This is a genomic window from Hyphomicrobium album (assembly GCF_009708035.1).
GTDB classification, from domain to species: Bacteria; Pseudomonadota; Alphaproteobacteria; order Rhizobiales; family Hyphomicrobiaceae; genus Hyphomicrobium_A; species Hyphomicrobium_A album.
Genome location: NZ_WMBQ01000001.1, coordinates 1,700,568 through 1,727,177 on the forward strand (window position 1 = coordinate 1,700,568; position 26,610 = coordinate 1,727,177).

At 65.1% G+C, this 26,610-nt stretch carries 21 protein-coding genes, 2 tRNA genes and 1 pseudogene; 9 read left to right on the forward strand and 15 right to left on the reverse strand.

The window, feature by feature from the left end; translation table 11 throughout:
* Position 1 precedes the first annotated feature (1 nt).
* The 4 genes from GIW81_RS08260 to cpdR all read right to left on the reverse strand — a co-directional run bounded on the left by GIW81_RS08260 (position 2) and on the right by cpdR (position 1,458).
* The gene (locus tag GIW81_RS08260) at positions 2–712 is read right to left on the reverse strand and encodes a tetratricopeptide repeat protein (protein WP_195930468.1); all 711 of its coding nucleotides are present in this window, start codon (positions 710–712) and stop codon (positions 2–4) included.
* A gap of 64 nt (positions 713–776) precedes the next feature.
* Positions 777–902 carry a type B 50S ribosomal protein L36 gene (ykgO, locus tag GIW81_RS08265; RefSeq protein WP_072369121.1) on the reverse strand — a complete coding sequence of 42 codons (126 nt, stop codon included), beginning with the start codon at positions 900–902 and terminating at the stop codon, positions 777–779.
* Between the two features lie 22 nt (positions 903–924).
* A tRNA-Val gene (locus GIW81_RS08270) sits at positions 925–999 on the reverse strand.
* A gap of 72 nt (positions 1,000–1,071) precedes the next feature.
* Positions 1,072–1,458 (reverse strand): cell cycle two-component system response regulator CpdR, encoded by a 387-nt coding sequence (gene cpdR, locus GIW81_RS08275; protein ID WP_154738768.1) that lies wholly within the window; start codon positions 1,456–1,458, stop codon positions 1,072–1,074.
* A 318-nt stretch (positions 1,459–1,776) separates the two neighbouring features.
* On the opposite strand from cpdR, the gene GIW81_RS08280 reads away from it, so the two are divergent.
* Together GIW81_RS08280 and hisN are read left to right on the forward strand one after the other, a co-directional pair.
* The gene (locus tag GIW81_RS08280; protein ID WP_154738769.1) at positions 1,777–2,676 is read left to right on the forward strand and encodes an N-formylglutamate amidohydrolase; all 900 of its coding nucleotides are present in this window, start codon (positions 1,777–1,779) and stop codon (positions 2,674–2,676) included.
* 643 nt (positions 2,677–3,319) lie between these two features.
* A complete protein-coding gene (gene hisN / locus GIW81_RS08285) occupies positions 3,320–4,123 on the forward strand; it encodes a histidinol-phosphatase (RefSeq protein WP_324614937.1) in 804 nt (267 codons plus the stop codon).
* Between the two features lie 6 nt (positions 4,124–4,129).
* On the opposite strand, the gene GIW81_RS08290 is transcribed toward hisN, so the two are convergent.
* Positions 4,130–5,089 carry an alpha/beta fold hydrolase gene (locus GIW81_RS08290; protein WP_154738770.1) on the reverse strand — a complete coding sequence of 320 codons (960 nt, stop codon included), beginning with the start codon at positions 5,087–5,089 and terminating at the stop codon, positions 4,130–4,132.
* A 93-nt stretch (positions 5,090–5,182) separates the two neighbouring features.
* Positions 5,183–5,623, reverse strand: a complete 441-nt coding sequence (locus GIW81_RS08295; protein ID WP_154738771.1) for a hypothetical protein — start codon at positions 5,621–5,623, stop codon at positions 5,183–5,185.
* 272 nt (positions 5,624–5,895) lie between these two features.
* Between GIW81_RS08295 and GIW81_RS08300 the strand changes: the two genes are divergently transcribed.
* From GIW81_RS08300 to GIW81_RS08310, 3 genes are all read left to right on the forward strand, one after another.
* Positions 5,896–6,342, forward strand: a complete 447-nt coding sequence (locus GIW81_RS08300) for an Hsp20 family protein (protein WP_195930469.1) — start codon at positions 5,896–5,898, stop codon at positions 6,340–6,342.
* 419 nt (positions 6,343–6,761) lie between these two features.
* The gene (gltB, locus tag GIW81_RS08305) at positions 6,762–11,483 is read left to right on the forward strand and encodes a glutamate synthase large subunit (RefSeq protein WP_407658168.1); all 4,722 of its coding nucleotides are present in this window, start codon (positions 6,762–6,764) and stop codon (positions 11,481–11,483) included.
* Positions 11,484–11,564: 81 nt separating this feature from the next.
* Positions 11,565–13,010, forward strand: a complete 1,446-nt coding sequence (locus tag GIW81_RS08310) for a glutamate synthase subunit beta (RefSeq protein ID WP_154738773.1) — start codon at positions 11,565–11,567, stop codon at positions 13,008–13,010.
* A 65-nt stretch (positions 13,011–13,075) separates the two neighbouring features.
* Here the strand turns inward: GIW81_RS08310 and GIW81_RS08315 are convergent, their stop codons facing one another.
* The 4 genes from GIW81_RS08315 to GIW81_RS08330 form a co-directional block, all read right to left on the reverse strand.
* Positions 13,076–13,579, reverse strand: a complete 504-nt coding sequence (locus GIW81_RS08315; RefSeq protein ID WP_154738774.1) for a cupredoxin domain-containing protein — start codon at positions 13,577–13,579, stop codon at positions 13,076–13,078.
* A 126-nt stretch (positions 13,580–13,705) separates the two neighbouring features.
* The gene (locus GIW81_RS08320; protein WP_195930470.1) at positions 13,706–15,106 is read right to left on the reverse strand and encodes an SGNH/GDSL hydrolase family protein; all 1,401 of its coding nucleotides are present in this window, start codon (positions 15,104–15,106) and stop codon (positions 13,706–13,708) included.
* A 75-nt stretch (positions 15,107–15,181) separates the two neighbouring features.
* Positions 15,182–15,742, reverse strand: a complete 561-nt coding sequence (gene speD, locus GIW81_RS08325) for an adenosylmethionine decarboxylase (protein ID WP_154738776.1) — start codon at positions 15,740–15,742, stop codon at positions 15,182–15,184.
* Between the two features lie 253 nt (positions 15,743–15,995).
* Positions 15,996–18,257 (reverse strand): AsmA family protein, encoded by a 2,262-nt coding sequence (locus tag GIW81_RS08330; RefSeq protein WP_154738777.1) that lies wholly within the window; start codon positions 18,255–18,257, stop codon positions 15,996–15,998.
* 312 nt (positions 18,258–18,569) lie between these two features.
* Between GIW81_RS08330 and GIW81_RS08335 the strand changes: the two genes are divergently transcribed.
* Both GIW81_RS08335 and GIW81_RS08340 read left to right on the forward strand, forming a co-directional pair.
* A complete protein-coding gene (locus tag GIW81_RS08335; protein WP_154738778.1) occupies positions 18,570–19,877 on the forward strand; it encodes a polyhydroxyalkanoate depolymerase in 1,308 nt (435 codons plus the stop codon).
* Between the two features lie 59 nt (positions 19,878–19,936).
* Positions 19,937–20,323 carry a c-type cytochrome gene (locus GIW81_RS08340; protein WP_195930471.1) on the forward strand — a complete coding sequence of 129 codons (387 nt, stop codon included), beginning with the start codon at positions 19,937–19,939 and terminating at the stop codon, positions 20,321–20,323.
* Between the two features lie 37 nt (positions 20,324–20,360).
* Here the strand turns inward: GIW81_RS08340 and pqqA are convergent, their stop codons facing one another.
* Positions 20,361–20,450, reverse strand: coding sequence for a pyrroloquinoline quinone precursor peptide PqqA (pqqA, locus tag GIW81_RS08345; protein WP_068459450.1), 90 nt, complete (start codon positions 20,448–20,450; stop codon positions 20,361–20,363).
* 140 nt (positions 20,451–20,590) lie between these two features.
* The gene (polA, locus tag GIW81_RS08350; protein WP_154738779.1) at positions 20,591–23,569 is read right to left on the reverse strand and encodes a DNA polymerase I; all 2,979 of its coding nucleotides are present in this window, start codon (positions 23,567–23,569) and stop codon (positions 20,591–20,593) included.
* A gap of 172 nt (positions 23,570–23,741) precedes the next feature.
* Here polA and GIW81_RS08355 point away from each other — a divergent pair.
* Together GIW81_RS08355 and GIW81_RS19035 are read left to right on the forward strand one after the other, a co-directional pair.
* Positions 23,742–23,818 (forward strand) — tRNA-Arg (locus GIW81_RS08355).
* A 271-nt stretch (positions 23,819–24,089) separates the two neighbouring features.
* Entirely contained in the window at positions 24,090–24,344 is a 255-nt protein-coding gene (locus GIW81_RS19035) for a hypothetical protein (protein WP_229309118.1), read from the forward strand.
* 27 nt (positions 24,345–24,371) lie between these two features.
* Here GIW81_RS19035 and GIW81_RS19040 read toward each other — a convergent pair.
* The 3 genes and pseudogenes from GIW81_RS19040 to GIW81_RS08370 all read right to left on the reverse strand — a co-directional run.
* A pseudogene (locus tag GIW81_RS19040) lies at positions 24,372–25,421 on the reverse strand (recombinase family protein); the annotation flags it as partial.
* The gene (locus tag GIW81_RS08365; RefSeq protein ID WP_154738780.1) at positions 25,360–25,743 is read right to left on the reverse strand and encodes a tellurite resistance TerB family protein; all 384 of its coding nucleotides are present in this window, start codon (positions 25,741–25,743) and stop codon (positions 25,360–25,362) included. The gene GIW81_RS08365 and the pseudogene GIW81_RS19040, both read right to left, overlap by 62 nt.
* Positions 25,721–26,335, reverse strand: coding sequence for a TRM11 family methyltransferase (locus GIW81_RS08370; RefSeq protein WP_154738781.1), 615 nt, complete (start codon positions 26,333–26,335; stop codon positions 25,721–25,723). Before GIW81_RS08370 ends, GIW81_RS08365 begins: the two co-directional genes overlap by 23 nt.
* Between the last annotated feature and the right edge of the window lie 275 nt (positions 26,336–26,610).

Genomic DNA, 26,610 nt, shown 5'->3' on the forward strand with positions numbered 1-26,610 from the left:
CCTAGATGCCCTGGCCCTCGACCTCGACGGAAAGCTCGTCGACGGCTTCCTTGGCGCCTTCCTGGTAGGGATTGATCTTGAGGATCTGCTTGTAGGCCTGCAGCGCCGCCTTCTTCTGACCGGTTTCACGCAGGATGCGGGCGAGCCCCTCAAGCGCCTTGAAGTGGTTGGGCTCGAGCGCCAGCGCGCGGCGCAAGTCGCCAGCCGCGCTCTCGTAGTTGTTCTGCAAGAAGTACACGTAGGCGCGGCGGTTCCAGCCCTCGGCGTAATCAGGCGCCAACTCGACGACGGCGTCGAGGAACTCCAGGGCCAAGTCGTTCTTCTGGTCGGTAATGGCCTTGGCGGAGCGCGCCATGAGCACGCCGATGGTGTCGCTACCCGATTGCAGCCACATGCCCTCGATCGCCTCGGCAACGGGCGCCGCGTCGGCCGCGTCGCGCGACTGGGCGAGATGCGTGTAGAGCTCGGCGAGAAGCGAGTCGCGGTCCTGCGGTACCGGCGGCTTGGCCGATTCCTGCTTCGGCTTGACGCCGGGGAAGGTGGCGCCGGGCGGGGCCGGGATCGGTGGAAGGTTGTTGTGAGGCGCGGGAAGCGGCTTCAGGCCCTCGGTGCCTTCCAGGGGCGCAGGCGCGGGGGGCGCCTCCTGGGCAAGCAGGGCTCCGGGCACGGCCAAAAGGCCAGCGGTGGCGACAAGGAGGGCGAGGCGTGGCATTGGGCGCATCCCCAAAACATAGGATGCGGTCAGGTAAGCGTCAAAGCGTGGCGAAATTTGCGCCTCAGCCTTGACGCGCCTTGAAGCGCTTCTGCACCTTATTGATGATGTACACCTTGCCCTTGCGACGGACGAGGCGGTTGGCGCGATGACGACCGCGCAACGATTTCAACGAGTTCCGGACTTTCATCTCAAACACCGATGGCAAATGATGGTGGGCGCGACAGGGATCGAACCTGTGACCCCTACGATGTCAACGTAGTGCTCTACCGCTGAGCTACGCGCCCCAGAGGCGGGTTTCTATGCGGTCGCCCCCGCTAAGGTCAACAGTAGATTGAGCGATCCCCCGCAGGCCGCGCTTAGGCGGCCAAAAGCCGGTCGACCTCGCGGACCAAATCCTTGAGGTGGAACGGCTTGGAAAGCACCCGCGCGTCCTTGGGTGCGGCGGAATCGCTGTTGAGGATCACCGCGGCAAACCCGGTGATGAACATGATCTTGAGGTCCGGATCGAGCTCGCTCGCCCGCCGTGCCAGCTCGATGCCGTCCATCTTGGGCATCACGATATCGGTGAGCAGCAGGGTGAACGGCTCCGATTTCAACCGCTCGAACGCCTCCTCGCCATTCGGATAGGCGATGACATCGTAGCCCGCCTTCTTCAGCGCGCGGACTAGGAAGCCCCGCATCGAGTCGTCGTCTTCGGCGAGGAGGATGCGGGATATCGTTACGCTTGAGGGCTTTGCGGTCATGGCTACTCTGGAACTATCCGTTTGACGCATTGGCCGGCATCGGGCGTCTGCGCGACTGTGGTGCGACTATGGTAAACGGGAGGTGAAGCGTGCCCCGGCAACACCGCAGCCGTCTCGAAATCTCCCCGCACGAGACGTCCAGCATTACCGTCCCCCGGTGGACATATTGAGACGACGTAGGCACAGTGAGCAAGGGTGATGTGTTTGTTGAGACGCATTGTCCCGGCGGTGCGATTTTTCGGTGTCGAGCCGCCGCCAGGCGAGTCAATGTGAGCGGCTGCAACGTCCGAGCAGTCGGAGAGAGACATCGCAAGAAGCATGCCCACACACGACGGCCCCCCGATTCCAGCGGAGTTCCTGCCGCCCTTCGCCGTGTGCGCGCCGGAAGTCCAGGTCGCGCCCTTCGTGCTTTGCTCCCCCCACTCGGGACGCACGTATCCGCCGAGCTTTGTCGCTCTCTCGCGCCTAGGCCCGCTGTCGCTGCGCAAATCGGAAGATTGCTTCGTCGACGACCTGTTCCAGCCCGTGGCCCGCGCGGGCGTGCCGATGATTGCCGCGCGATTTCCCCGCGCCTTCCTCGACGTTAACCGCGAACCCTACGAGCTCGACCCCGAGCTTTTTCACGAGCCGCTGCCCGACTATGCCAACACGCAGTCGGTGCGCGTCGCCGGAGGACTGGGCACAATTGCGCGCATTGTCGCCGACGGTGAGGAAATCTATCACCACAAGCTGCCGCTGGCCTGGGGCATGGCGCGCGTCGAGCAGCTCTACATTCCGTTCCACGCGGCGCTAGCGGAGCTCATCGAGACGACGCGCCGCCGGTTCGGCTATGCCGTCTTGATCGACTGCCACTCGATGCCGTCGGCGTCCATGGCGCCGGCTGGCGGTCCGCGCCCCGACATCGTGCTCGGCGACCGCTTCGGCGCCTCGGCCGACGGTAAGATCACCCGCTTCCTCAAGGAGGCGCTGACCGCGTTTGGCTACGAGGTGCACATGAACCGGCCGTACGCAGGCGGCTATATCACCGAGCACTACGGGCGCCCGGCGCGCGACGTCCATGCGGTTCAGATCGAGATCAATCGGGGCCTATATCTCGATGAGCTAGCCCTGAGACCGACAGCTGGCTTCTCGAAGCTCCAAAACGATCTGCAGAGCCTCACGCCGCTGCTCCTCAACGACCTGCCGGCGCTGCTGGAGCATCGGGCCGCCGCCGAGTAGCGCCCGCAACTGAAATGTTCAGATAAGCTATGCAAATACTTCATGCTGCATCGCACAAATTCTCGCGATCTTCGCGAGGCAAATGCGGAAATGAAGCTGGAGCTTGTCGGGTTTTCCTAGACCGGCCTGGTAGCTCGGGATGAGCCTAGGCAAGAAAAAAGGGCCGTTCGGGTCACGAACGGCCCAAGTCTAGGGAGGAAACGCCCAAGGAGGGCTACGACACACGAGCCGGGCTCGCGATGTCGCATCGCAAAAGCTACTGGTGCGGCGCAGCAATTTCAAATGCATTTTTTGCAGAGCAGCCCTTCCAAAAACAGGGGCTCGTGCGGTTCGGGCGTCCCGGCATGAAAAAAGGCCGTTCGGAGGACGAACGGCCCAAGTCTAGGGAGGAAACGCCCAAGTGGGCAAACGGTAGTCTGGATCGACCAGCGCCACCGCGCTATCGAGATATGAGCCTGTTCGCAGTCGCCATCAACCAACCCCACAGCGGGCGGAGCGTATTGCCGATAGAATGTCGCCTGCTAGCAACACTTATTGATCCTCGGCCACATGTCATAAACATGCAAGGTGTAGATAAGCAGCTTATGCCCGAAATGAGCTTAGTTCTATTCGGCCACGAGTTCGCGCCGTCGGGTGTAATACTGTGACAAAACAGACGCAGCCCGTCCTGCAAGACCTCGTAGCCTTCGCCCACGTCCTGGCGGACGCCTCCGGAGAAACCATCCGGCCATACTTCCGCTCGGCGCTGACGGTTTCCAACAAGGCCGCCGGAGGCGCCTTCGATCCGGTGACCGCGGCCGATGAAGCGGCCGAGCGGGTCATCGCGGCGGCGGTCGCCGAGCGTTGGCCCGATCACGGGTTCGTCGGCGAGGAGCACGGGGAAACGCGTCCCGACGCCCGCTACCGCTGGGTCGTCGACCCGATCGACGGCACCCGCGCCTTCATCATGGGCGCCCCGATGTGGGGCACTTTGATCGGCCTGCTCGACGAGGGCACACCGGTGCTCGGGCTGATGGATCAACCCTTCACCCGCGAGCGATACTGGTCGGACGCGGCCGCCGCTTACATGCGGACGCCCGACGGCGAGCAGACGATCACGACGCGGCCGTGTGCCCAGCTCGCCGACGCGATCCTATCGACGACACATCCGGACCTATTCGCTGCGGGAGAGGAGGCCGACGCCTTCGGACGCCTCAAGGCGCAGGTGCGCATGACTCGCTATGGCGGCGACTGCTACAGCTACTGCCTGCTGGCCGCCGGTTTCATCGATCTCGTCGTCGAGTCGGGGCTAAAGCCCTACGACATTGTCGCGCTCATCCCCATCATCGAGCGAGCGGGCGGGCGCGTCACCACCTGGGACGGCAAGCCGGCTACCGCGGGTGGACGCATCGTGGCCTCAGGTGACGTACGGCTGCACGAGGCCGCAATGGCCGTGCTGAGCGGCTGACGCGGGTCAGGCGACCTTCATCTCGACGCCGAGATAGGCGTCGAACGCCGCCCAGAAGCGGGTGCGCACGGCGTCGTTCTCCTGCAGGATCTCGTGCTTCGATCCCGGCATAAGGATGCAGGATGACACCTTGGCGCGCACGGCGAAGTCCTCGACCGCGCGCGTTGAAACGATGGTGTCGTTGCCGGCGGCGAACATGAGCAGCGGAACGTTGATGCGCGCCGGAAAATCGGGCGCATTGAGCATCCGGCAGGAGCGCAGGGCACTCTTGAGCCAGCCGACGGTCGGCGATCCGAGGCCCAGCGCGGGCGCGAGATCGAGCACCGCCTTCGTGCGCTGCCAGCGCTCGGGGTCCGAGGTCAGCTCGTTGCCTTCGAATTTCCGGTGCGCGTAGACCTGATCGGAGCCGCCGACCACGTAGGCGGTGGACATGCCGAACAGCGACATGGTTTCGGCATAGGTCTGCGCGCGCGACGCCGTGGTGCCGAGGCAGGCCTCGTTGATGGCGACCATCGGCGCCGTGAGGACGATCCGTTCGAACCAGAGGCCGGGCATCGTGGCATTGCGCAGGAGGATGCTACCGCCCATTGAGTGCCCGAGCCCGACGAACGGCGGCGGGCAATCCGGAAGGACGATGTCCTTCATGAAGCGGATGAGGTCGCGGTCGTACTCCCAGAAGCCGCGCACGTGACCTTTGTGCGGGTTGGACAGCATGCGCTGCGAGCCGCCCTGCCCGCGCCAATCCATCGTCGCCACGGCAAAGCCGCGCCGGCGCAAGTCCGCGATGACCTCGAAATACTTCTCGATGAACTCGGCCCTGCCGCCGAACAGGCAGATGGTGCCGCGCCGCGGCAGTCGCGTCGCATCCCAGCGCGCATAGCGCAGCTCCGCGCCGTCATAGCCCTTGAAGGCTCCGACGGCGCCCCCGCTCGGAACCGGGTTCTTAGCGAGCGATACCAGCTGCATCGCGCCCCCTCAGCGTTGGCCGACTCTTCGCCGCTATCATACAGGCGGCGAAGAGATGCGGCCACGGTGCTGTGGGGCGCTGTTGGGCGCGTATCAGTAGTACGGTCGGCGGTCCCAGTGGCGGCGCGGGCCGTCCGCAAAGCGGCCCCAGCGGCCGTAGATGGGGCGAGCGTCGACCACCTCGCCGCTGCACCGGTCGATGGTCAGCTCGAACATGCGGCCCGACGGGCGCCGGGCCTTGACAAGGACGACGCGGTCGCGGGGCTCGACCGCGTGGAAGCCGCGCCAGCCGGCCGCACGCAGGCGGTCGCGGGCGACCTCACGCGGGACGCAGCGCGACTCGGCATAGGCCGGCGGCGGATACGGCGGCTCGAAATCGTCGGGAACGTCAGCGTAGCGATCGGGGGGAGGCGGGCCCTCGCCGTACTCGTCGTAGGGAGGCTCATAAAGGTCGGCTGCGGTGGCGGGCGCAGCAAAGACGGCAGTGGACACGGCAAGCGCAATTGCCGCGGCGAAACGGGCGTACGCTGGCATAACGGAACTCCTCGAACCGGGATGGTTGTGGCTGCTTCCCAAAGCCCCGCCAGGGTGCTGCCGCCAACATGAACCGCGCCTGAAGGCAGACCGGTTTTCCGTTGCGAGAAAGTCACTTGCCCTCTCGCTCACGCGGCCCGAGGCGGCTTGAACGCCCTCCGGCTCCACCTAAATAGAAGGCTGCGCACGCCCCGCGGGGGTGCGCATCAGAAGACCGCCTGGCCGTTCCGGCAGGCGCAACTGCATGTCGCTCAATCATGGAGGATATGTTCATGCGACAGTTCGATTTTGCCCCTCTCTATCGCTCGACCGTCGGGTTCGACCGTTTGGCCCAGATGCTCGACAGCGCCGGTGGCTTCGAGGCGGAAGGCTACCCGCCCTACAACATCGAGCGTCTCGGCGATAACGAGTACCGCATCACCATGGCGGTCGCCGGCTTCACCAAGGACGAGTTCAACATCGAGGTGAAGGAGAACTCCCTCGTCGTGTCCGGCCAGAAGGCCGCGGACGACAAGCAGCGCGTTTTCCTGCACCGTGGCATTGCCGCGCGCTCGTTCGAGCGGCGTTTCCAGCTCGCCGACCACGTCGAGGTGAAAGGCGCCGATTTCAGCGACGGCCTGCTGCACATCGATCTCGTGCGCAACCTGCCTGAGCGGATGAAGCCGCGCACGATCTCGATCGGATCTGGTTCTCCCAAGCAGATCGAAGCCGCTGCGTAAGCCGCTTCAAGCTTCCTCGTAAGCCACGCGCGGGCGGTCGCCGACGTACGGCGGCCGCCTTTTCTTGCCGGCCCGCTGCGACGCTTGTGCAGGCTGCAGAAATCTGCGAAGCTCGGCTGAAAGGTCAGTACTCCTGTCCTTTATGGATCGCGGCCGGGACGCCTATTCGCGCCTTGGCCGTCGGCCATGACCGGCGGGAGCGAGCGAGGTGTTCGTAGAGATGCGCCCCATTGGCGAGCCAGCCGTCATCTCCGGCCGGCGCCAGCCGCCCGCGGCGATATCCCCGGCACCAGCGCTCCGCTTCCTCTACGTTCTTGACTAACCCAGGCTGAGGTCGATCAATCGGTCGTTCGCGGCCCGCGATCCGTCCGAACCGAGCATAATTGAAGGCTGCAGCGTCCCGTACCCGAGGTCGCAGTATGACGAAGGCGCAAGACATGAGCGAAGACGAGCCGATGGGCAGCTTCGAGCCGCCGCCGGCGCAGGGCCTCTATGACCCGGCGCACGAGCGCGACTCCTGTGGCGTCGGTTTCATCGCCGACCTCAACGGCCGCAAGTCGCATCAGATCGTCTCCGACGCGCTCAAGATCCTCGCCAACCTCGAGCACCGCGGTGCCGTGGGTGCCGATCCGCTTGCGGGCGACGGCGCCGGCATCCTCATTCAGATTCCGCACGACTTCCTGAAGGACGAGTGCAAGAAGCTCGGCTTCTCGCTACCGCCGCCGGGCCGCTATGCCGTCGGCCACATTTTCATGCCGCGCGACGAGCGTCTGCGCGCGCACTGCGAGCGCGTATGGACACGCGTTGTCAAGGAAGAGGGTCTCGAGCTGCTCGGCTGGCGCACCGTGCCGACCGACAACTCCTCGCTGTCGGAGATGGTGGTCGGCACCGAGCCGCTGCACCGCCAGATCTTCATTGGCCGTCCGTCGTCGATCCTCGACCAGGAGGACTTCGAGCGCGCGCTGTTCCTCGTGCGCAAGATCGTCTCCAACTCGATCGTGCAGGCCTACAAGAACCGCGACATCGGCCATTACACCGTGTCGCTGTCGTCGCGCACGCTCGTCTACAAGGGCATGTTCCTGTCCTACCAGGTGAAGGCCTACTACACCGACCTGTCGGATCCGCGGTTCGTGTCGGCGATGGCGCTGGTGCACCAGCGCTTCTCGACCAATACATTCCCGTCGTGGAAGCTCGCGCACCCCTATCGCTTCGTCGCCCATAACGGCGAGATCAACACGCTGCGCGGCAACGTCAATTGGATGGCGGCGCGCCAGGCGACCGTGTCCTCGCCGCTCTACGGCAACGATATCTCCAAGCTGTGGCCGATCTCCTATGAGGGGCAGTCGGACACCGCGTGCTTCGACAACGCGCTCGAGTTCCTCGTCATGGGCGGCTACTCGCTCACCCATGCCGCGATGATGCTCATTCCGGAAGCGTGGGCCGGCAATCCGCTCATGGATCGCAAGCGCCGCGCGTTCTACGAGTACCACGCCTGTCTCATGGAGCCGTGGGACGGCCCGGCCGCCATGTGCTTCTCCGACGGCCGGCAGATCGGCGCCACGCTCGACCGCAACGGGCTGCGCCCGGCGCGCTACTTCGTGACCAAGGACGGCCTCGTGGTCATGTCCTCGGAAGCCGGCGTGCTGCCGATGCCCGAGGAGTCGATCGTCCAGAAGTGGCGTCTGCAGCCGGGCAAGATGCTGCTCATCGACCTGGAGAAGGGCCGCATCGTCTCGGACGAGGAGCTGAAGGCGGAGATCGCCGCGTCGAACCCGTACGAGACGTGGCTGAAGCGCACCCAAATCCTCGTCTCCGACCTGCCGCTGCCGAAAAAGAGAGCTGCCGCGAAGAAGTCGAACGTCTCGGTGCTCGATCTGCAGCAGGCGTTCGGCTACACGCAGGAGAGCATCAAGCTGTTGATGACGCCGATGGCCGAGAGCGGCCAGGAGGCCGTCGGCTCGATGGGCACGGACACGCCGATTTCGGCGCTGTCGTCGAAGTCCAAGCTGCTGCACACCTACTTCAAGCAGAACTTCGCGCAGGTGACGAACCCGCCGATCGACTCGATCCGCGAGGAACTCGTCATGAGCCTCGTGTCGTTCATCGGCCCGCGCCCGAACATCCTCGACCTGGAAGGCACCTCCAAGCAGAAGCGCCTTGAGGTGTATCAGCCGATCCTCACCAACGAGGACCTGGAGCGCATCCGCCAGATCGGCGAGGTGAAGGACAACGAGTTCTCGTCCATCACGCTCGACATCACGTACGCGGCCGAGAAAGGCGCGGCCGGCATGGCGCCCGCCCTCGATTGCGTCTGCGCCGAGGCCGAGGAGGCCGTGCGCTCCAAGGACTACAACATCATCATTCTGTCCGACCGTAACGTCGGACCGGACCGCATCCCCATTCCGTCGCTGCTGGCGACGTCGGCGGTGCACCATCACCTGATCAAGCAGGGCCTGCGCACCTCGGTCGGTCTGGTCGTCGAAACGGGCGAAGCGAACGAGGTGCATCAGTTCTGCACGCTCGCCGGCTATGGCGCCGAGGCCATCAACCCGTACCTCGCCTTCGAGACGCTCGAGCAGTTGCTGCCCGAGCTCGGCGAGGAGATCTCGGCCGAAGAGGTCAAGAAGCGCTACATAAAGGCGATCGGCAAGGCCATCCTCAAGGTGATGGCCAAGATGGGCATCTCGACCTACCAGTCGTACTGCGGCGCCCAGATCTTCGACGCGGTCGGCCTGCGGACAAGCTTCGTGAAGAAGTATTTTACCGGCACGCACACCCAGATCGAGGGCGTCGGCCTGCGCGAGATCGCGCAGGAGACCGTCGACCGCCATACGGCAGCCTTCGGCAACGTGCCGGTGCTCGAAAACGCGCTCGATGTCGGCGGCGAATACGCCTACCGCGTGCGTGGCGAGGCCCACGTCTGGCGCGCCAGTGTCGTCGCGGATCTGCAGCACGCCGTGCGCGGCAACGTCCCCGACAAGTACCGCTCGTTCGCCAAGCAGGTGAACGACCAGTCCGAGCAGCTGATGACGATGCGCGGCATGTTCCGCATCCGCTCGGCGGAGTCACTCGGCCGCAAGCCGGTGCCGCTCGACGAGGTCGAGCCGGCAACCCAGATCGTCAAGCGTTTCGCCACCGGCGCGATGAGCTACGGCTCCATCAGCCGCGAGGCGCACACGACGCTCGCCATCGCCATGAACCGGATCGGTGGCAAGTCGAACACCGGCGAGGGCGGCGAGGAAGTCGACCGCTTCAAGCCGCTGCCCAACGGCGATTCGATGCGCTCGGCGATCAAGCAAGTCGCCTCGGGCCGCTTCGGCGTGACGACGGAGTACCTCGTCAACTCCGACATGATCCAGATCAAGATGGCCCAGGGCGCCAAGCCCGGCGAGGGCGGCCAGCTGCCCGGCCACAAGGTCGATAAGGTGATCGCCAAGGTCCGGCACTCGACGCCGGGCGTCGGCCTCATCTCGCCGCCGCCCCACCACGACATCTACTCGATCGAAGACCTCGCGCAGCTCATCTTCGACCTGAAGAACGTCAACCCGAAGGGCTGGGTGTCGGTGAAGCTCGTCTCCGAGGTCGGCGTCGGCACCGTGGCGACCGGCGTCGCCAAGGCGCGCGCCGATCACGTGACCATCTCCGGTTTCGAGGGTGGCACCGGCGCCTCGCCGCTGACCTCCATCAAGCACGCCGGCTCCCCGTGGGAGATCGGCCTCGCCGAGACGCATCAAACGCTGGTGCTGAACCGCCTGCGCGGCCGTATCGCCGTACAGGTCGACGGCGGCGTGCGCACGGGCCGTGACGTGATCGTCGGCGCGCTTCTAGGCGCGGACGAGTTCGGCTTCTCCACCGCGCCGCTGATCGCCGCCGGCTGCATCATGATGCGCAAGTGCCATCTCAACACCTGCCCGGTCGGCGTCGCGACGCAGGACCCGGTGCTGCGCGCCAAGTTCCAGGGCAAGCCCGAGCACGTCATCAACTACTTCTTCTTTGTCGCCGAAGAGGTGCGCGAGTACATGGCCGCGCTCGGCTTCCGCACGTTCGACGAGCTGATCGGCCAGACCGAGATCCTCGACAAGGACCGCGCCATCGAGCACTGGAAGGCGAAGGGGCTCGACTTCTCGAAGATCTTCTACAAGCCGCGTATGCCGAAGTCGGTTGCGACCCATCATTGCGAGGCGCAGGACCACGGCCTCGACAAGATCCTCGACAACAAGCTGATCGAGATCTGCCAGCCCGCACTCACCGCTAAGAAGCCCGTGAAGGCCGAGCTGCCGATCGTAAACGTCGACCGCAGCACCGGCGCCATGCTGTCGGGCGAGGTGGCGACTCGCTACGGCCATGCCGGCCTGCCCGAGGACACGATCTGGCTGACACTCACCGGCACGGCCGGACAGAGCTTTGGCGCCTGGACGGCGCGCGGCGTCACGCTCGACCTCGTCGGAGAAGGCAACGATTACGTCGGCAAGGGCCTCTCGGGCGGCAAGATCATCGTCCGTCCGAACGCCATCTCCTCGATCAAGCCCGAGGAGAGCATCATCGTCGGCAACACGGTGCTGTACGGCGCCATCAACGGCGAGTGCTATTTCCGCGGCATCGCCGGCGAGCGCTTCGCCGTGCGCAACTCGGGCGCCTCGGCGGTCGTCGAGGGCACGGGCGATCACGGCTGCGAGTACATGACCGGCGGCGTCGTGGTGGTGCTCGGTCCGACGGGCCGCAACTTTGCGGCCGGCATGTCGGGCGGTATCGCCTACGTGTTGGACGAGACAGGCGATTTCGAATCCAAGTGCAACATGGCGATGGTCGAGCTCGAGCCTGTCGAGGCCGAGGAAGAGATCATGCGCCGCCTGATGGGCCAGCAGGGCGACCTGGAAAGCCACGGGCTCGTGGAGGTCATGAGCGACATGACCAAGCACGACGCCGAGCGGCTCTACGCGCTCGTCGCCCGGCATGCGCACTACACCAACTCGGCCAAAGCGAAGGCCATCCTCGCCGACTGGCGGGCGTACATGTCGAAATTCAAGAAGGTCATGCCGGTCGAGTACCGCAAGGCGCTCGTCCAGATGGCCAAGGCGCAGGCAGCCGATAAGGACGGCCTCGAGAGGATCGAGATCGGTCTCAAGGCAGCCAAGGCTTGAAGAATTTCGCCTCTCCATGAAATGATGGCCGGGGCAGCGGCACCGGGGCTACGGAGCCGGCGCCGCGAATAGGGAATGGTTATGGGCAAGGTTACGGGCTTTCTCGAGTTCAAGCGCGCCGAGCGCAAGTACGCGCCGGTCGCCGAGCGCGTGAAGCATTGGCGCGAGTTCGTGCAAGCGCTGAGCGAGGAGGAGACGAAGGTCCAGGCATCGCGGTGCATGGACTGCGGCATCCCCTACTGTCACACCGGCTGCCCGGTGAACAACCAGATCCCCGACTGGAACGACCTCGTCTATCACGCCGACTGGAAGCAGGCGGCGCAGAACCTGCACTCGACCAATAACTTCCCCGAAGTGACCGGCCGCGTCTGCCCGGCTCCATGCGAGGCCGCCTGCACGCTCAACATCGATGACGTGCCGGTCGCCATCAAGAGCATCGAATGCTCCATCGCAGATCGGGCGCTCGAAGAAGACTGGGTCGTGCCCGAGCCGCCGGAGACGAAAACCGGCAAGCGGATTGCGATCGTCGGCTCCGGTCCCGCCGGTCTCGCCGCCGCCCAGCAGCTGGCGCGCGCCGGCCATGACGTGCACGTCTATGAGAAGCATGCAAAGCCCGGCGGCCTGCTCCGCTACGGCATCCCCGACTTCAAGATGGAGAAGGGGATCATCGACCGGCGCGTGAAGCAGATGGAAGCCGAAGGCGTTACGTTCCATTGCAACGTCCACGTCGGTAAGACGGTCTCCACGAAGGAGCTCGAGGGCAGCTACGACGCGCTGCTGCTTGCCGGCGGCTCGGAGTATCCGTTCGACTTCTTCGCCAAGTCCGACGGCCGCGGCCTCGACGGCATCCACTACGCCATGGATTTCCTGCCGCAGCAGAATCGCCGCGTGGCCGGCGAGACGCCGCCGGCGATCACCGACGCCAAGGACATCCTGGCGAAGGACAAGCACGTCATCGTCATCGGCGGCGGCGACACCGGCTCGGACTGCATCGGCACGTCGTTCCGCCAGGGCGCCAAGTCGGTGACCCAGCTCGAGATCATGCCGATGCCGCCGGAGAAGGAGAACAAGGAGCTCTCCTGGCCGAACTGGCCGCTCAAGCTGCGCATCTCCTCGAGCCAGGCCGAGGGCGCCAAGGTCGAGTACTCGGTATCGACCACGGGCTTTTCGGGCGAGGCCGGCAAGGTGAAGAAGCTCCACTACGTGCAGGTGGACTCCAAGCTGCAGCCGATCCCGGGTTCGGACGCGGCGCTCGATGCCGATCTGGTGCTGTTCGCCATGGGATTCTCGGGGCCGGTCGAGGACGACGTCGTCAAGGATCTCGGCCTGCCGGTGGTGCCGCGCGGCCGGTTCAAGGGCGTCGACGCCGACGAGCGCGACTACAAGGTGCCGGGCCAGAAGAAGGTGTTCGCCGCCGGCGACATCCGCCGCGGCCAGTCGCTGGTCGTGTGGGCTATCCGGGAAGGCCGCCAGGCGGCGCAGTCGATCGACAAGTTCCTGATGGGCAAGAGCACGCTGCCGCGCTGACTTCCCTGCCGGAACGCCCGTGAAGCGGGAGCGCGGGATGATCCCGCGGCTCCCTCCGTAATCAATCAATACCCGTACCCATACGAGGGCTTGGCCTTCCGCTTCTTCGGAGCGGGGGCCTCTTCAGCCGGCTCTTCCGCCTGCACCTTGGGCTCCGTCTTCGGCTCGGCAGCGCCCGCCGCTTCCCCGGCAGGGGCCTCCGCCGCGGCGACGGTGATCGTCCCCCGCATGCTCTTGGGATGAACGGCGCAGTGATAGTGGATGGTGCCGGCGGCCCCGAACTTCTGGCTGGGAGGGTTGGTGCTGTCGAATGCACCGGTATCAGTCAAAACGTCGCCTTCCGAATCGGGAACGAGCTGATGCGGAACGTCGGAATCGACCGCCACCCATTTGATGGCTTGGCCTTCCTTGATCTTGGCGTTCGTATCGGAAAACACGAACTTGCCGTCGTCATTCTTGACGATGGCGATGGCCTTCACGTCGTCGGCCGCCGCGACGGAAAGGTATGAGTAGACAAAGCCGAACGCCGACAGGGCGGATAGCCCGGCCACGAGCATCAACTTGCGCATGGTATCTCCTTGCTGATGAGGTTTTGAGGGCCCCCATCTATCCGGCTCGCCAGCAGCCGATTGTTCCCTAGGTAACAGGGGCTGCAATTCGAGCTGTCGCGGGAGAGCGAGCGAGTTGCGGTCGCTTCACCGCCGCTCGGCTGATCCGGTGGTGTTTCCGGTGTCGCCTTGCGGGGCCGGCATCGGCGGCGGCTCGGCGCGCATTGCGGCGGTGGCCTGCGGACGCGGCCAGGTGAAGTCGTCGGCGCGGCCGGGCTTCGAGGGCAGGCGCTCGCCCTTCTCCAGCACCCGGAAATACGGGCTCTGCGTCGGCGACAGGCGCCGGCGACCGCCATCGGCGCCCCGCGGCGGGACGATGGAGCTCATCACCGTCAGGCCGCCGGGAATCTGGTCGATCAGCACGTCGCCCATTTGCGCCGCCTTATCGTTGCTCTGCTTGCGCGTGACGAGCGCCACGACGGAGGCGGGAATGGCCGGCCGAACGATCTCCACGGTGACGATCTGCTCGGTGCCCTCGGCGCCGGGCACGCGGATGTCGACCTTGCCGGTTTCCAGCTTCTGGTCCTTGGCGCCGTCTGCGGCAGTGGCGGCAGGTGCGGCGACACCGCCGCCGCCCTTGGCCGCCTTGGCTTGCGCCTGGGCGCGCTCGCTCTCCGCGCGCAGCCGGACTTTGTCCGGGTTGACGCGCGATTGCTCTGCCGGGTCGCCCGCCAGCGGGATCGACCGCTCGGTGCGCGCCTGGGCAATGTCGCGCTTCAGCTCGCGCTCGACGAAGTGGGCGAGCTTGAGGTAGCCGGCTTGGGTGAAGTGCACGCCGTCGCTGTCGCGCAGGCGCTTAATCTTGCCGGTGATGTCGGGGCCCCAGTCGCTGTAGCCGCCGCTCTCGTCGATGAAGCTCGCGTAAGCGTCGATGTAGCGGGCGCCGTTGAGGTACGCGCGCTCGCGGATCACGTCGTTCATCCGCTGCGCGCGCTCGTTGTCCTGCCAGCGACGCATGTTGGGCATGCCGACCCAATAGACGGCGCGATTGTTCTTCTTGAGAAGCTTCATCAGCCGGTCGACTCGGGCGGCGTACTCGGGGCGCCACGCGTCGTCGGTCTCTGACGCGCGCCGGCGGTTGAGGCTGTAGCGATCCTGCGCGCCGACCATGACGATGGCGATATGGCTCGGATCGGTGCCGAAGGTCTGCTCCATCGCGGCGAGGTCGTTGGGAGCACCGCTGCGCATCAGGCCGGCGAGGTCATAGCGCTTGCGCGAGATCGAGACGCCCGGGCCGATGGTGAAGGCCTCGACGAGCCCGCTAAGCAGGCCTTCGGCCAGCCAGTCGCCGACGACTTGCACCTGATAGACGTCGTTATCGGGAAACGGGGTGATGAAACTGCCGCCGAGCCCCTGCTCCTGCGCGGAAGCGGGCACTGCCCGCACCAGCAGCAAGGCCGAGACAGCAACCATGATGAGGGCGCGGACCAATGCGCTCGTTCCCTGCGTTACCCGGCCGCCCGAATCCTTCGGGCGACGCAACGGCATTGTTGCCATTGCGTCGCCCAAGGACAAGGCGGAAACGTGACCGGAAAGGCGGGGAGGGCCAATCCGCGGGGCTTGTTAAGCCGCGCGCTTCGACCGCTTCTCGCCCTTCAACCGGACCGGCGCCAACTTGGGGCGCGCGGCCTGCCACTTCAGGTCTTGCAGCTCCGAGCCGCGATGGTGCGTCTTCACCAACACGTCACGGGCGCTGAAAGCTTCGCGCAGGATCTCGATGCACTTTTGCGGCTGAGCCTCTCCACACATGAAGATGTCGAGGGCCGCATAGTCGGCCTCCGGCCAGCTGTGGATGGAGATGTGGCTTTCCGCCAGTACTGCGACGCCCGACACGCCACCATTGGGCGTGAAGTGGTGCAGATGGACGTGCAGCAGGGTTGCCCCCGCAGCCTCCACGCACCTCTTGAGCGTCGTTTCGACGTGCTCGAGATCATCAAGGCGACGAGCCCCGAACAGGTCCACCAACAGGTGGGTGCCTGCGTAGCGCTTACCGTCACGCTCGATGAAGAAGTCCTTCCTGTCTTCGTGCGCCACATGCGCAGCTACACGACGATCTTCCTCTTGGGCGGTGCTTGAACGAGTCAAGTCCATCCCCAATTGGAAGAGGGTGTCATTAAAGGCCATATGACCCTCCCCAACCAGCAGATAGAGGTGACCCGTCCGCTCCTTACCTTTGGGGTTTCTGGAAAACCTCGACCTTAAGGGCAGGTGGACGAACGGAGAGGGGTCATATGAGGCCTACCCCCCCCCTACGCAAGAAAAATTTTGCCCCGGGGGTCAAAAAATTTCAGAGCGCACCCGCGACGCTTTTGCGGACGCGCTTCTGACGAGTTTCGCCAGCGCTTCGCGAAGTGCGACATGCGCGCAAAACGGCAGCCTACTCTTTGCCACCAAACAGGCCCTCGAGTAGCTTTTCCGCCTTCGACGGGCCGCCGCTCTCGTCTTTGCCGAAGAGGTCGTTGACGATCTCGCCGGCATTCTTGCCTTTGAGCTGTTTGCCGATCTGCTTCACCGCGTCGACGGTGTTGGGGTTGTTGATCGCACCGCCGATGTCCGGGGCGATTTCGGGCTTCTCCCACGAGCCGGTGATTCGCACCGGCACCTCGATGCCGATGGCGCTTGCGTCTCCGCCGTCGCCGCCGAGATTGGCGACAAGCTTCGGCCGCACCGTGTAGTCGAGGCTGCGCTGCGGCAGGTCGACGGAGCCGTCGCCGGATGCGTGCAGATGCTGGCTGTCGAGTTTCAGGTCGTTGTTGGTAGCGACCCCGCCGGCGATGGCGAACGTGCCGGTCAGCGAACGGAAGTCCGTCCGCTTCGCCGGGTCGTGCTCGAACTTCGGGATGCTGCCCTCGGATAGCTCGCCCATGGCGCCGCCAAGGTCGAAGCCAATCACCGCCCCGTCGCGGAGCGCCACCTTCGAGTTGCCGTTGAGCGAGCCGACGATCGCCGCCTCGGTAGCGCCGGCGCCGCTAACCTTCCAGGCGACGTCGGCGGTGCCGGACAGCCAGTCGACTTGCGCCGCATCGCGCAATAGCGGGCGCGCCGAGATGCCCGTCAACGATATATCGGACACGAAAGACGGCTGACTTGCGGATGCATCGAGGGTGATCGCGCCCTGACCCCTGCCGTCGTAGAGGCGCACCTCGGCGAGGTTGATCCTCGCCACGAGATCCTTCACGGCGACGTTCACCTGCGCGGCGTCGATGCGCGTGCGTCCGTACGCAACGTCGGTCAGGGTCAGGCGCGCGTCCACATCGGCTAGGCCGAGCGCCTTGATGTTGATCGGCTCTGTGCTCCACCCCTCGGCGCGCTGCGTATAGCCCTTCACCCGCGGCCCGGGCTGGTTGAGCAAATCCTCGATAGAGTTGGGCTCGCCGGTCTGCGGCGCCGGCTCCGCGGCGTCGAGGCTGAGCGGCGACGGCGCCGGCACGGCGCGGCTCGCGCCACGCCCGGCACGCAGGTCGGCTCCGAGCGGCAGCTCCGCAACATTGAGCCCGGAGATCTTCAGATCGGCTTTCACGTGCGGGCGCTCGCCCTTACGCTCCTCGAACTGGACGGAGCCGTTCGCGGCGGTGCGGCCCGCCTTCAGATTGATGTCGGATAGGTGCACGCTGGCCGGCGTTGCGTCCAAGCGCGCGGTAAAGGCGACCTCGCCGGCGCCGGCCTCGGTCGACACCTCGCTGCCCCACCAGTGCGCCAGCGCGCTGAGCGAGGGCGAGTTGGCGGAGATCGTCCCCGATCCGTCGTTGGGCCCCACGGTGCCGTCGTAGCTGAACGTAAGCGGCATTCCCGAGACCGCGAAAGTGAGTTTCGCCGCCTGTCCCGCGGCAACGTCCGACGGCGACGTCAATGTGCTCTTGAACTCGAAGGTCTCGCCATCGGCCACGAGACTGCCCGAGCCGGTGAGCGGTTGATCCATCGCCGCCAGAGAGAATCGTGCGTTGAGGCCATCGAAGCGACCCCAGGCGCCATTGCGCTCGTCGTTGTAGCGCACCGATCCGTTGGCGATGCGGATGTCGTCGATCGACATGGCGGCGACCTCGGGTGGTGCCGCTGCCGCCGGGCTGACGATCAAGTCGGCGAGGCCGGTGCCGCGCTCGGCGCCGGCAAAGCGGATCGGCAGGTCGAGGCCGGCCATGTCCCAGCTCCGGCGTCCGTCGCCGTCGACACGCAGCGAGAACACCGGCTCGTTCAGCTCCAGCCGGTCGATGACGATCTCTTGGCGCAATAGCGGCATCAGCCGCACGCCGACGTCGAAACTCGCCATCTTGACCAGCGGCTCGCCGCCCATGCCGGGAGGCGCCGACAGGCTGACCTCGTTGAGGCGCAGGCCGACCCCTGGAAAGATGGTGAAGGAAGCGCCGCCGCCGATGGTCAGATCGCGGCCGGTCTCGCGCTTAACGCCGGCGATGATCTCGCGGCGAATGAGCTCGGTGGGGGGCGACATGATGAAGAAGGTCCCAGCGCCCACCGCGAGGCAGAGCAGCGCCACGCCGCCATAGAGCAGGATGGCCTTCAGCGGCGACGAGCGATGCGGGGGCTCCGGATAGCGCCGGTCGGCACTCAATCGGCCGGGCGCAGACGAATCGCGCCGTTGCGGCGGCTGGGGTCCCCGGGCAGGCGGGCGGGTGTTGGCCATGTGAGACTCGAATAGCTCCTTTGCCCCGGTAGCTGGAACCAGCCGCCGTCAGGCTGAGGTGGAGGCACCGCGGTCCAGGTTAAAGGCCGATTTTCGGTGCATTGCGGCAAATCCGCGGGCAATTCCGGCCTCGGTAGGTTGCGGCAACTCAGCCGCAGCCACCAGCGGGAAGTGTCCGAAAGGGAACAGCAAGGCTGACGAACTCCTTATATTATGCAGGATGGGTCCGACAGCGGTGTGGTAATTCGTAGTCGACGCTTGGCCTTCCCAGGCTCGCTACCCACCCTGCTGCAACGCAGCAAAGGCAGGCGAATGCACTATTACGCATATGAATTCGCTCATACGTTTTTGTCGCCGTTCCGCCTCGGTGTCAGCGGGCTGCGCAGCATGCTCGACTGGCCAGGCAATCCCATGGCCGCGACGCCATTCGGCCGCCACCTCGCCGCCGCATGCGAGCTCTTCGAGAACGTCACGCGCCGCTACGGCAAGCCTCAGTTCGGCTTGAAGACGACGCGCGTCGGTGGTGTCGAAGTGGCCGTGCGCGAGCAGATCGTGGCGTCGACGCCGTTCTGCAATCTCCTGCACTTCAAGCGCGACGAGAGCGCGCTCACCGGCAAGCGCTACGATCCGAAGGTTCTGATCGTGGCGCCGATGTCGGGCCACTACGCGACGCTTCTGCGTGGCACCGTCGCGGCAATGCTGCCCGACCACGAGACCTACGTCACCGACTGGGTCGACGCCCGCGACATTCCACTCGCCATGGGACGCTTCGACCTCGACGACTTCATCGATCACGTGATCGAGTTCATCCGCGTGCTCGGACCCGACACCCACGTCATGGGTGTCTGCCAGCCGGCCGTGCCAGTGCTCGCCGCCGTCGCGCACATGGCCTCGATCGACGATCCGTGTCAGCCGGCATCGATGATCCTCATGGGCGGTCCGATCGACACGCGCCGCAATCCGACCGGGGTCAACAAGCTCGCCGAGGGCAAGCCGATCGAGTGGTTCGAGAACAACGTCATCTCGACCGTGCCGCTGCCGCACGCCGGCTTCATGCGCCCCGTCTATCCCGGCTTCATGCAGCTCACCGGGTTCATGACCATGAACCTCGAGCGGCACATGAATGCGCACGTCGACCTGTTCAACAACCTCGTCAAGGGCGACTGCGACTCGGTCAAGCAGCACCAGGACTTCTACGACGAGTATCTCGCCGTGATGGATCTCACCGCCGAGTTCTACCTGCAGACGGTCAAGACCGTGTTTCAGGATCACGCGCTGCCGAAGGGCACGATGATGCACCGTGGCGTGCGCGTCGATTGCTCGGCGATCCAGGACACGGCGTTGATGACGGTCGAGGGCGAGCGCGATGACGTCTGCGGCATCGGCCAGACACAGGCGGCGCAAGACCTGTGCACCAACATCCCGGACGACCAGAAGGTGCACTACATGCAGCCGGGCGTCGGCCATTACGGCGTCTTCAACGGCACCCGCTGGCGCACTGAGATTCAGCCGCGCATCCGCGAGTTCATCCGCACCATCGAATACGAGCGCGGCGACCTCCCGACGGGCCGCACGGCGCGGCGCATGCACCACCCCGCGGTGGCCGTCTCGCCGGTCTAGCCCTTAGCGGAGCTTTAGGGTCTCTCGGTCACTCTCCGGCAAATTGCTGGGAGACGCCTATGGGACGTCCTGCGCTCATCGCTGCGATGTTGGCCGTGCTGGTGCCACTGGGCGCATCGGGCGAGGACCTCGAGATCACCTTCAACGATCACTGCCGCGAGTGCCATTCGTTCGTCAAAGACGACAACCGCCTAGGGCCATCGCTCTACGGTGTCGTCGGCCGCAAGGCCGGCGTCGAGGCCGGCTACGGCTACACCCAGTCGATGAAGGATTCCGGCGTGACGTGGGATGAAGCGACGCTCGACAAGTGGATCGCCGACCCGGGCGCCGTAGTTCCCGGCAACGGCATGAGCCCGCCCTACAGCGGCATCGACGACCCGGCCATCCGCAAGCGGATCGTCGCCTACCTGAAGACGCTGGCACCAAAAACAAACGGCGGCCCGTGAGGACCGCCGTTTGCCCGTCCCAAAAGACGAAATCGGCTTAGATGATGTCGATCTCGGCAGGCATGTAAGAAGTGACCTCGAGGCCAACTTCCTGCTCGCGCACTGCCGGCTTGGTCCAAACCTTCATGGTTTTTCCTCCTCTAGCGACCGGGCGACAACCGACCGGCCTGTGACCATTAAGTAAGCGCTCGCCTACATAAGTGCCAATCGCGTTTTCTTGGGTGAGATATAAGCCCCGCTGATGCCGTTACAATGCTCAGTAACGCACTAGTGCGCGGCTTCCCAGTTGTCGGCGGCCTTGGCGTCGACGTGGATCGGAACCGCGAGCTTGATGACCGGAAGCGCGGCGCCCTCCATCACTTTCTTCACCGTCCGCAACGTGCTCGGCACCTCCGCCTCGGCGACCTCGAAGACGAGCTCGTCGTGCACCTGCAGCAGCATCTTCGCAGTCTTCAGCCCGGCTTCCTCCAGCGCCGCCGGCATACGCGCCATGGCGCGGCGGATGATGTCGGCGGCGGAGCCCTGGATGGGCGCGTTGATCGCGGCACGCTCCAGGTTACCGCGCACGGACGGGTGCTTGGTGTTGATCTCCGGATAGTGGATGCGGCGGCCGAAGATGGTCTCGACGAAGCCGCGCTCGTGCGCGCCCTTCTTCGTCACGTCCATGTAGGCGCGGATGCCCGGGAAGCGCTCGAAATAGGTATTGATGTAGGTCCCCGCCTCTTCCTTGGAGATGCCGAGCTGGTTGGCGAGGCCGAAGGCGGAGATGCCGTAGATGATGCCGAAGTTGATGGCCTTGGCGCGGCGGCGCACGTCTGCCGGCATGCCGTCGACCGGCACGCCGAACATCTCCGACGCCGTCATGGCGTGAATGTCGAGGCCTTCGTCGAAGGCTTTGCGGAGCTGCGGGATGTCGGCGATGTGGGCGAGAATGCGCAGCTCGATCTGGCTGTAGTCGGCGGAGATCAACTTCTTCCCGGGTGCGGCGACGAAGGCCGTGCGTATCTCGCGCCCCTCCTTGGTGCGGATGGGGATGTTCTGCAGGTTCGGCTCCGACGAGGCGAGGCGCCCGGTCGTCGTGGCACCCAGCGCGTAGCTCGTGTGGATGCGCCCGGTGCCCCCGTGCACGTAGGCCGGCAGCGCGTCGGTATAGGTGGAGCGCAGCTTGGTGAGCTGCCGCCACTCGAGCATGGTGTTGATGAGCTTGCGTGCGTCGTCGGGCAGCTCCTCGTTGGCGGCGAGATCGTCGAGCAAGCCGGCGCGCGTCTCCCATTGTCCGGTCTTGGTGCGCTTGCCGCCCGGAAGCTGCAGGCGGTCGAACAGCAATTCGCCCAGCTGGCGGGGCGAGCCCAAGTTGAACTTATGGCCGACGAGGCGGTTGACCTCTTCCTCGAGGCGCGCGACGCCCTGGGCGAACGTGGAGGACAACCGCGAGAGAATCGCGCCGTCGACGCGAATACCGCACCGCTCCATGTCGGCGATGACCTGGATCAACGGCCGCTCCAGCGTCTCGTACACGGTGGTTACGCGCTCGGCCGTCAGCCGCGGCTTCAGCACCATCCATAGGCGGAGCGTGACGTCGGCATCCTCGGCCGCGTACTCCGTCGCCTTGTCGAGCGGCGCCTGGCCGAAGGTCCGCTCCGACTTCTTCTTGCCGGGCACGTGGGCGATCACCTGTTCGAACGTCATGCAGGCGTGCCCAAGGTGGCGCATGGCGAGATCGTCCATGCCGTGCGTGCCCTTACCCGCGTCGAGCGCGTAGGACATCAGCATCGTGTCGTCGATCGGCGCGACGTTGATGCCGTGCTGGGCCAGCACGTTGAGGTCGTACTTGATGTTCTGCCCGATCTTGAGGACCGCGGGCTCTTCGAGCAGCGGCTTCAAGAGCGCCAGCGCGTCGACGACGGGGATCTGGACGATGCCGTCGTGGGCGCCGAAGTCGAACGCCTCCGAGCTCGCCCGATGGCCGAGCGGCACGTAACAGGCTTCGCCCGGCGCCACGGCCATGGAGAAACCGACGAGCTCGGCGACCATCGGGTCGATCGACGTCGTCTCGGTATCGAAGGCGACGCGGCCGGCCTCGTAGGCCTTGGTGATCCACGCCTCGAGCCGCTCGCGGGTTGTGACGGTCTCGTACTTCGTGCGATCGAACGGCACCTTGGCGAGCGCTGCGGCCTTGGCTACTGCCGCGCCTGGAGACTCGGCGGCGGCTGTCGCGTCCTTGTCGCCCGGTGTCTGCGCCTTACCGCCCTTTTCCGGTGCGGCGGCCGTGGCCGGCGTCGGGGCCGGAGGCTCGGCACCCAGCGCCTCGGATATGCGCCGCGTCAGCGTCGAGAACTCCATGTCGCGCAGGAAGGTGAGCAGCGTCGCGGGCTCGGGATCGCGCACACCCAGCGCGTCGGCCGAAATCATATCCGGCACGTCGTCCTTGAGGCGAACGAGGTCGCGGGAGATGCGCGCCTGCTCGGCGAACTCGATGAGCTTCTCGCGGCGCTTCGGCTGCTTGATCTCGCCCGCTCGCTCCAGGAGCGCGTCGAGATCGCCGTATTCGTTGATCAGCTCGGCCGCCGTCTTCACGCCGATGCCGGGCACGCCGGGAACGTTGTCGGTCGAATCGCCCGCGAGAGATTGAACATCGACGACCTTATCGGGGGGAACCCCGAACTTCTCGAGCACCTCGTCGCGGCCGATCTTCTTCGCCTTCATCGCGTCGAACATGACGACGCCGGGGCGCACCAGCTGCATCAGGTCCTTGTCGGACGAGACGATCGTGACGTCGCCGCCGGCGTCGACCACTTGGCGAGCATAGCTGGCGATCAGGTCGTCAGCCTCGAACCCCAGCTGCTCGATGCAGGCGACGTTGAACGCCTTCACCGCGTCGCGGATGAGCGGGAATTGCGGGATCAGCTCCTCGGGCGCCGGTGGGCGGTGGGCTTTGTAATCCTGGTAGATCTCGTTGCGGAACGTCTTCTCCGAGGCGTCGAAGATGACGGCGAAATGCGTGGGCGCATCCGCCGCCTTGGTCTCGCGCAGCAGTTTCCACAGCATGGCGCAGAAGCCATGCACGGCGCCCACCGGCAGCCCGTCGGACGGGCGCGTCAGCGGCGGCAGGGCGTGGAAGGCTCGGAAAATGTAGCCCGATCCGTCGACCAGATAGACGTGGCTGCCCTTGGCGACCGGCGTCGGGTCGCCGACGGGCACGGTCGAGGTCGCGGCCTTTTTGGCTTTGCTTTTCGTTTCGCTCATGGATTGGATCTGTTGCCCCGGCTGTGGGGCCGAACTATAGGCGCTCGGTGCTGTTGGGTCAGCCCGCCCGCTGCACAGATGTGGGGACGATCGGGCGCGCGGAAAATGGGCGCACCGCCGACGGAAGGCCATTTGCCCGGGCTAGCTGGATGCGCTATCAAGCGCGCTCCAAGCACCCGTAGCTCAGCTGGATAGAGCGCTGCCCTCCGAAGGCAGAGGCCAGGGGTTCGAATCCCTTCGGGTGCGCCACTCCATTTTTACCCCCGCAAATCGTCTGCAAAGCCTTGAAAAGCGTGGTGGTTTGGAGGGTTCGAAGTCCTCCATTCCGTGCATATTTCAACCGTCCCCCAAACACGAGTCTGAGGAGCTTCCTGCGATGCTCGATGCGTCCGGAATCCCACAAAATCCGCGGGTTTGAGAGGAAGGCGAAGGTAGTTCGAAATGTCTCCTCAAAGGGTTTGCGCGAACGCCTGCCGGAGGCGGCCTTCTCGGCCAGCAGGTTCTTCTGGTCCTGCAGCTTGTGGAGCTGCGCCTCATAGGCGTTGATCAGCGTGCGGCTGTCGGTTTCGACAACGCGGATCACAAGCTGTTCGATCTTGCGTTCGATGCCTTGCAGCTCGCGCGCCGCTTTGTCCGCCTGTTCCTTGGCGTTGCTCTCGCGCTGGTGCCAGCTCGTCTTGAACATGGCTTGGGCTGCGAACAGCAGCTCCTGCGTCGGCCTGATGGCGTCGAGCAGCGTGTCGAACGCCGATTCGAGATGTTCCTTGCGGATTGACTTGCGGCTTTCGGTGCAGCCCTTGGTGAAGCACCAGTAGTAGCCGTAGTGCTTGCCCATCTTCCCCTTCGCCCACGCCGCCGTCATGGGACGCTCGCAACAGGCGCAGGTGATGAAGCCGCGCAAGGGGAAGTCGTCTGTGGTGTCCGCGCGCAAAGGCGCAACCTTGGGCGCGCCGTAAAGCCGCTCTTCGATTTTCAGGAAAGTTTCAAAGCTGATGAGCGGCTCGTGCTTGGCGGGTGCGCGGTAGATGTCCCACTGGGGTACCGTAAGATAGCCAGCATAGAGAACCTGCGAGAGCAGGTCCGGCACACGCTGCGGGTGGACGTCACCGTTGCGATTCTTGGGAAAGAGCGGCTCGGCCTGCAAATAGCGCTGCACTTCGGCCTGCGTTTCCATCCTGCCGCTGGCAAAATCCTCCAGCGCCTTCTTCACAATGGATGCCAGCGGCTCGTTGGGAGCGAGAACCTTGCCGCTATGCCCGGCTACGCGGCCAAAGCTGTAGCCTACGGGCGGCATGAACGCCCAATAGCCGTTGGCGACGCGCGCTTGCATGCGGTTTTTGGTCTGCTCGGCGTTCTTCTGGCGCTGGTGCTGCGAGACTGAGGCCAGAAGATTCTCGACCAGCATGCTGTCTGAATCCTCGCCGAACTCAATGGAGGGGCTTTCCAGCTTGCCGCCTGCGGCGGAGATCGCCGTGCGAAGCTGCAAATGCGCCTCCAGGCCACGCGCAAGACGGCTGATGTCGTCGATCAGCACGACATGCGTGCCGCTTTTCCGGTTCTTCTTGAGGAAGGTCAGCATGGCCAGCATGCCGGGGCGCTCGATCATGCCGCCCGAAGCGCCTTCATCGCGGAACACTTCTGCGATCTCGTAGCCCTTGGCGCGCGCGAAATCGCGGCAGCGGGTTTCCTGCGAGCCAAGGCCGTCGCCCTTGCGCAACTGCGCAGCGCTGGAGACGCGGGCGTAAATGACGGCTTTGGAGGGGTGAATATCGCTCATGGCGCGGTCGTTCTCAGCGCTCCTTAGTAACGGTCTCCGCTTGCGAAGCGGTCGGTTCGGTCGAATTGTCAGCATGCGGATAGTCTAGCATTTCCAGCGGCTTGCCGGTAGTATTTTGTTGATTGTCATTGGCAAAATGCTGGGTCGGGCAAAGCCCCCATGCCTCATCGACGAAGCTCTGCACGATGGACCAGAGATCCTCAAGCAGCGCCGTTTTTTCCTCCTCGCTCAGATCGCAGTGCTCCACGTACTGGCGGAACTGATTGAGATCGACGGTGGCAGCGGTATTCTTTTCCATATTGCGGAAGATACGCGACGCGCGCGCAGGAATTGGGCGGAAGGCGGGCGCAAGTTCGCGCGCCCGGCTTTCAGCGTTAGTGCGCTGTGCGATCTTCAAACGGCGCGGTCGAGAGCCAGCGAAATTCCGTCGGCCCGGTATGCGCATGATCCCAGATGACCCAGACATAGCGGTGATCGGTTGTGCGGCGCGTTGCCAGAGCCGGGTTTCCGCAGGGCCAGCACGTGCAATCGTCCACGGCGTAGATCGTGCTGGGTGGATTGCGGATAAAGCTTTCATGTCGCTTCGGATGGCAGAGCGAGGCGATATTCAACAGCATGGCCACGCGCCCGCCCGTCTCGCGCGTGAACCGCAGGGCTTGCCGTACAAACTGGTCGGCAAGGCCGGACCCGTAAGGCGGGTTGGTCACGATGTTGCGGGCGTAGACGCGCTCGGCTTTGAGAAAGTCATAGCCGGGATTGCCATAGCCCCAATCGGTGATGTCGGTCGCGATGACATTGTACCCGGCGCGCACAAGCTCCTTGGCGATGGCACCATCACCGCAGGCGGGTTCCCAGATATCGCCCTCGAAGCTCTCGACGGACAGCAAGGCCCGGATGGCGCTCGGCGGGGTGGGGTAAAACTCAAAGGGTGCCCGGTATGCGCCGCCGTAATCGCGGCGGCTGGTTCTGGAATAAAAGGTGGTGCCCATAAAATCTCCTTCGGCTTCTTCCCTTTCAAAATTGAAAGAGGGGTTCGCATGAACCCTTGGCCCTCGCCGAGAGCAGGTAGGTTGGGTAGGTGCGGCTTGTCGGCATGACCGGGCTGCAGATCCGCGCGGGGCACACTTGCCCTGCGCCGGGATGCGGCCCTGTCAGTGCGCGGAGAAGACGTACCAAGGGAGGGAGGCGGGCCGCCTCCCTATCCCTTCACTGCGCGTCAGGGATGGAAGCCCGAAGGGCCGGGACAAGCGCAGCGCAGGCCCGG

Coding starts and splice junctions, on each gene's coding strand:
- GIW81_RS08260 (WP_195930468.1), bottom strand. CDS start 712: ATGCCACGCCTCGCCCTCCTTGTCGCCACCGCTGGCCTTTTGGCCGTG.
- ykgO (WP_072369121.1), bottom strand. CDS start 902: ATGAAAGTCCGGAACTCGTTGAAATCGTTGCGCGGTCGTCATCGCGCC.
- cpdR (WP_154738768.1), bottom strand. CDS start 1,458: ATGACCGCAAAGCCCTCAAGCGTAACGATATCCCGCATCCTCCTCGCC.
- GIW81_RS08280 (WP_154738769.1), top strand. CDS start 1,777: ATGCCCACACACGACGGCCCCCCGATTCCAGCGGAGTTCCTGCCGCCC.
- GIW81_RS08290 (WP_154738770.1), bottom strand. CDS start 5,089: ATGCAGCTGGTATCGCTCGCTAAGAACCCGGTTCCGAGCGGGGGCGCC.
- GIW81_RS08295 (WP_154738771.1), bottom strand. CDS start 5,623: ATGCCAGCGTACGCCCGTTTCGCCGCGGCAATTGCGCTTGCCGTGTCC.
- GIW81_RS08300 (WP_195930469.1), top strand. CDS start 5,896: ATGCGACAGTTCGATTTTGCCCCTCTCTATCGCTCGACCGTCGGGTTC.
- gltB (WP_407658168.1), top strand. CDS start 6,762: ATGACGAAGGCGCAAGACATGAGCGAAGACGAGCCGATGGGCAGCTTC.
- GIW81_RS08310 (WP_154738773.1), top strand. CDS start 11,565: ATGGGCAAGGTTACGGGCTTTCTCGAGTTCAAGCGCGCCGAGCGCAAG.
- GIW81_RS08315 (WP_154738774.1), bottom strand. CDS start 13,579: ATGCGCAAGTTGATGCTCGTGGCCGGGCTATCCGCCCTGTCGGCGTTC.
- GIW81_RS08320 (WP_195930470.1), bottom strand. CDS start 15,106: ATGCCGTTGCGTCGCCCGAAGGATTCGGGCGGCCGGGTAACGCAGGGA.
- speD (WP_154738776.1), bottom strand. CDS start 15,742: ATGGCCTTTAATGACACCCTCTTCCAATTGGGGATGGACTTGACTCGT.
- GIW81_RS08330 (WP_154738777.1), bottom strand. CDS start 18,257: ATGGCCAACACCCGCCCGCCTGCCCGGGGACCCCAGCCGCCGCAACGG.
- GIW81_RS08335 (WP_154738778.1), top strand. CDS start 18,570: ATGCACTATTACGCATATGAATTCGCTCATACGTTTTTGTCGCCGTTC.
- GIW81_RS08340 (WP_195930471.1), top strand. CDS start 19,937: ATGGGACGTCCTGCGCTCATCGCTGCGATGTTGGCCGTGCTGGTGCCA.
- pqqA (WP_068459450.1), bottom strand. CDS start 20,450: ATGAAGGTTTGGACCAAGCCGGCAGTGCGCGAGCAGGAAGTTGGCCTC.
- polA (WP_154738779.1), bottom strand. CDS start 23,569: ATGAGCGAAACGAAAAGCAAAGCCAAAAAGGCCGCGACCTCGACCGTG.
- GIW81_RS08370 (WP_154738781.1), bottom strand. CDS start 26,335: ATGGGCACCACCTTTTATTCCAGAACCAGCCGCCGCGATTACGGCGGC.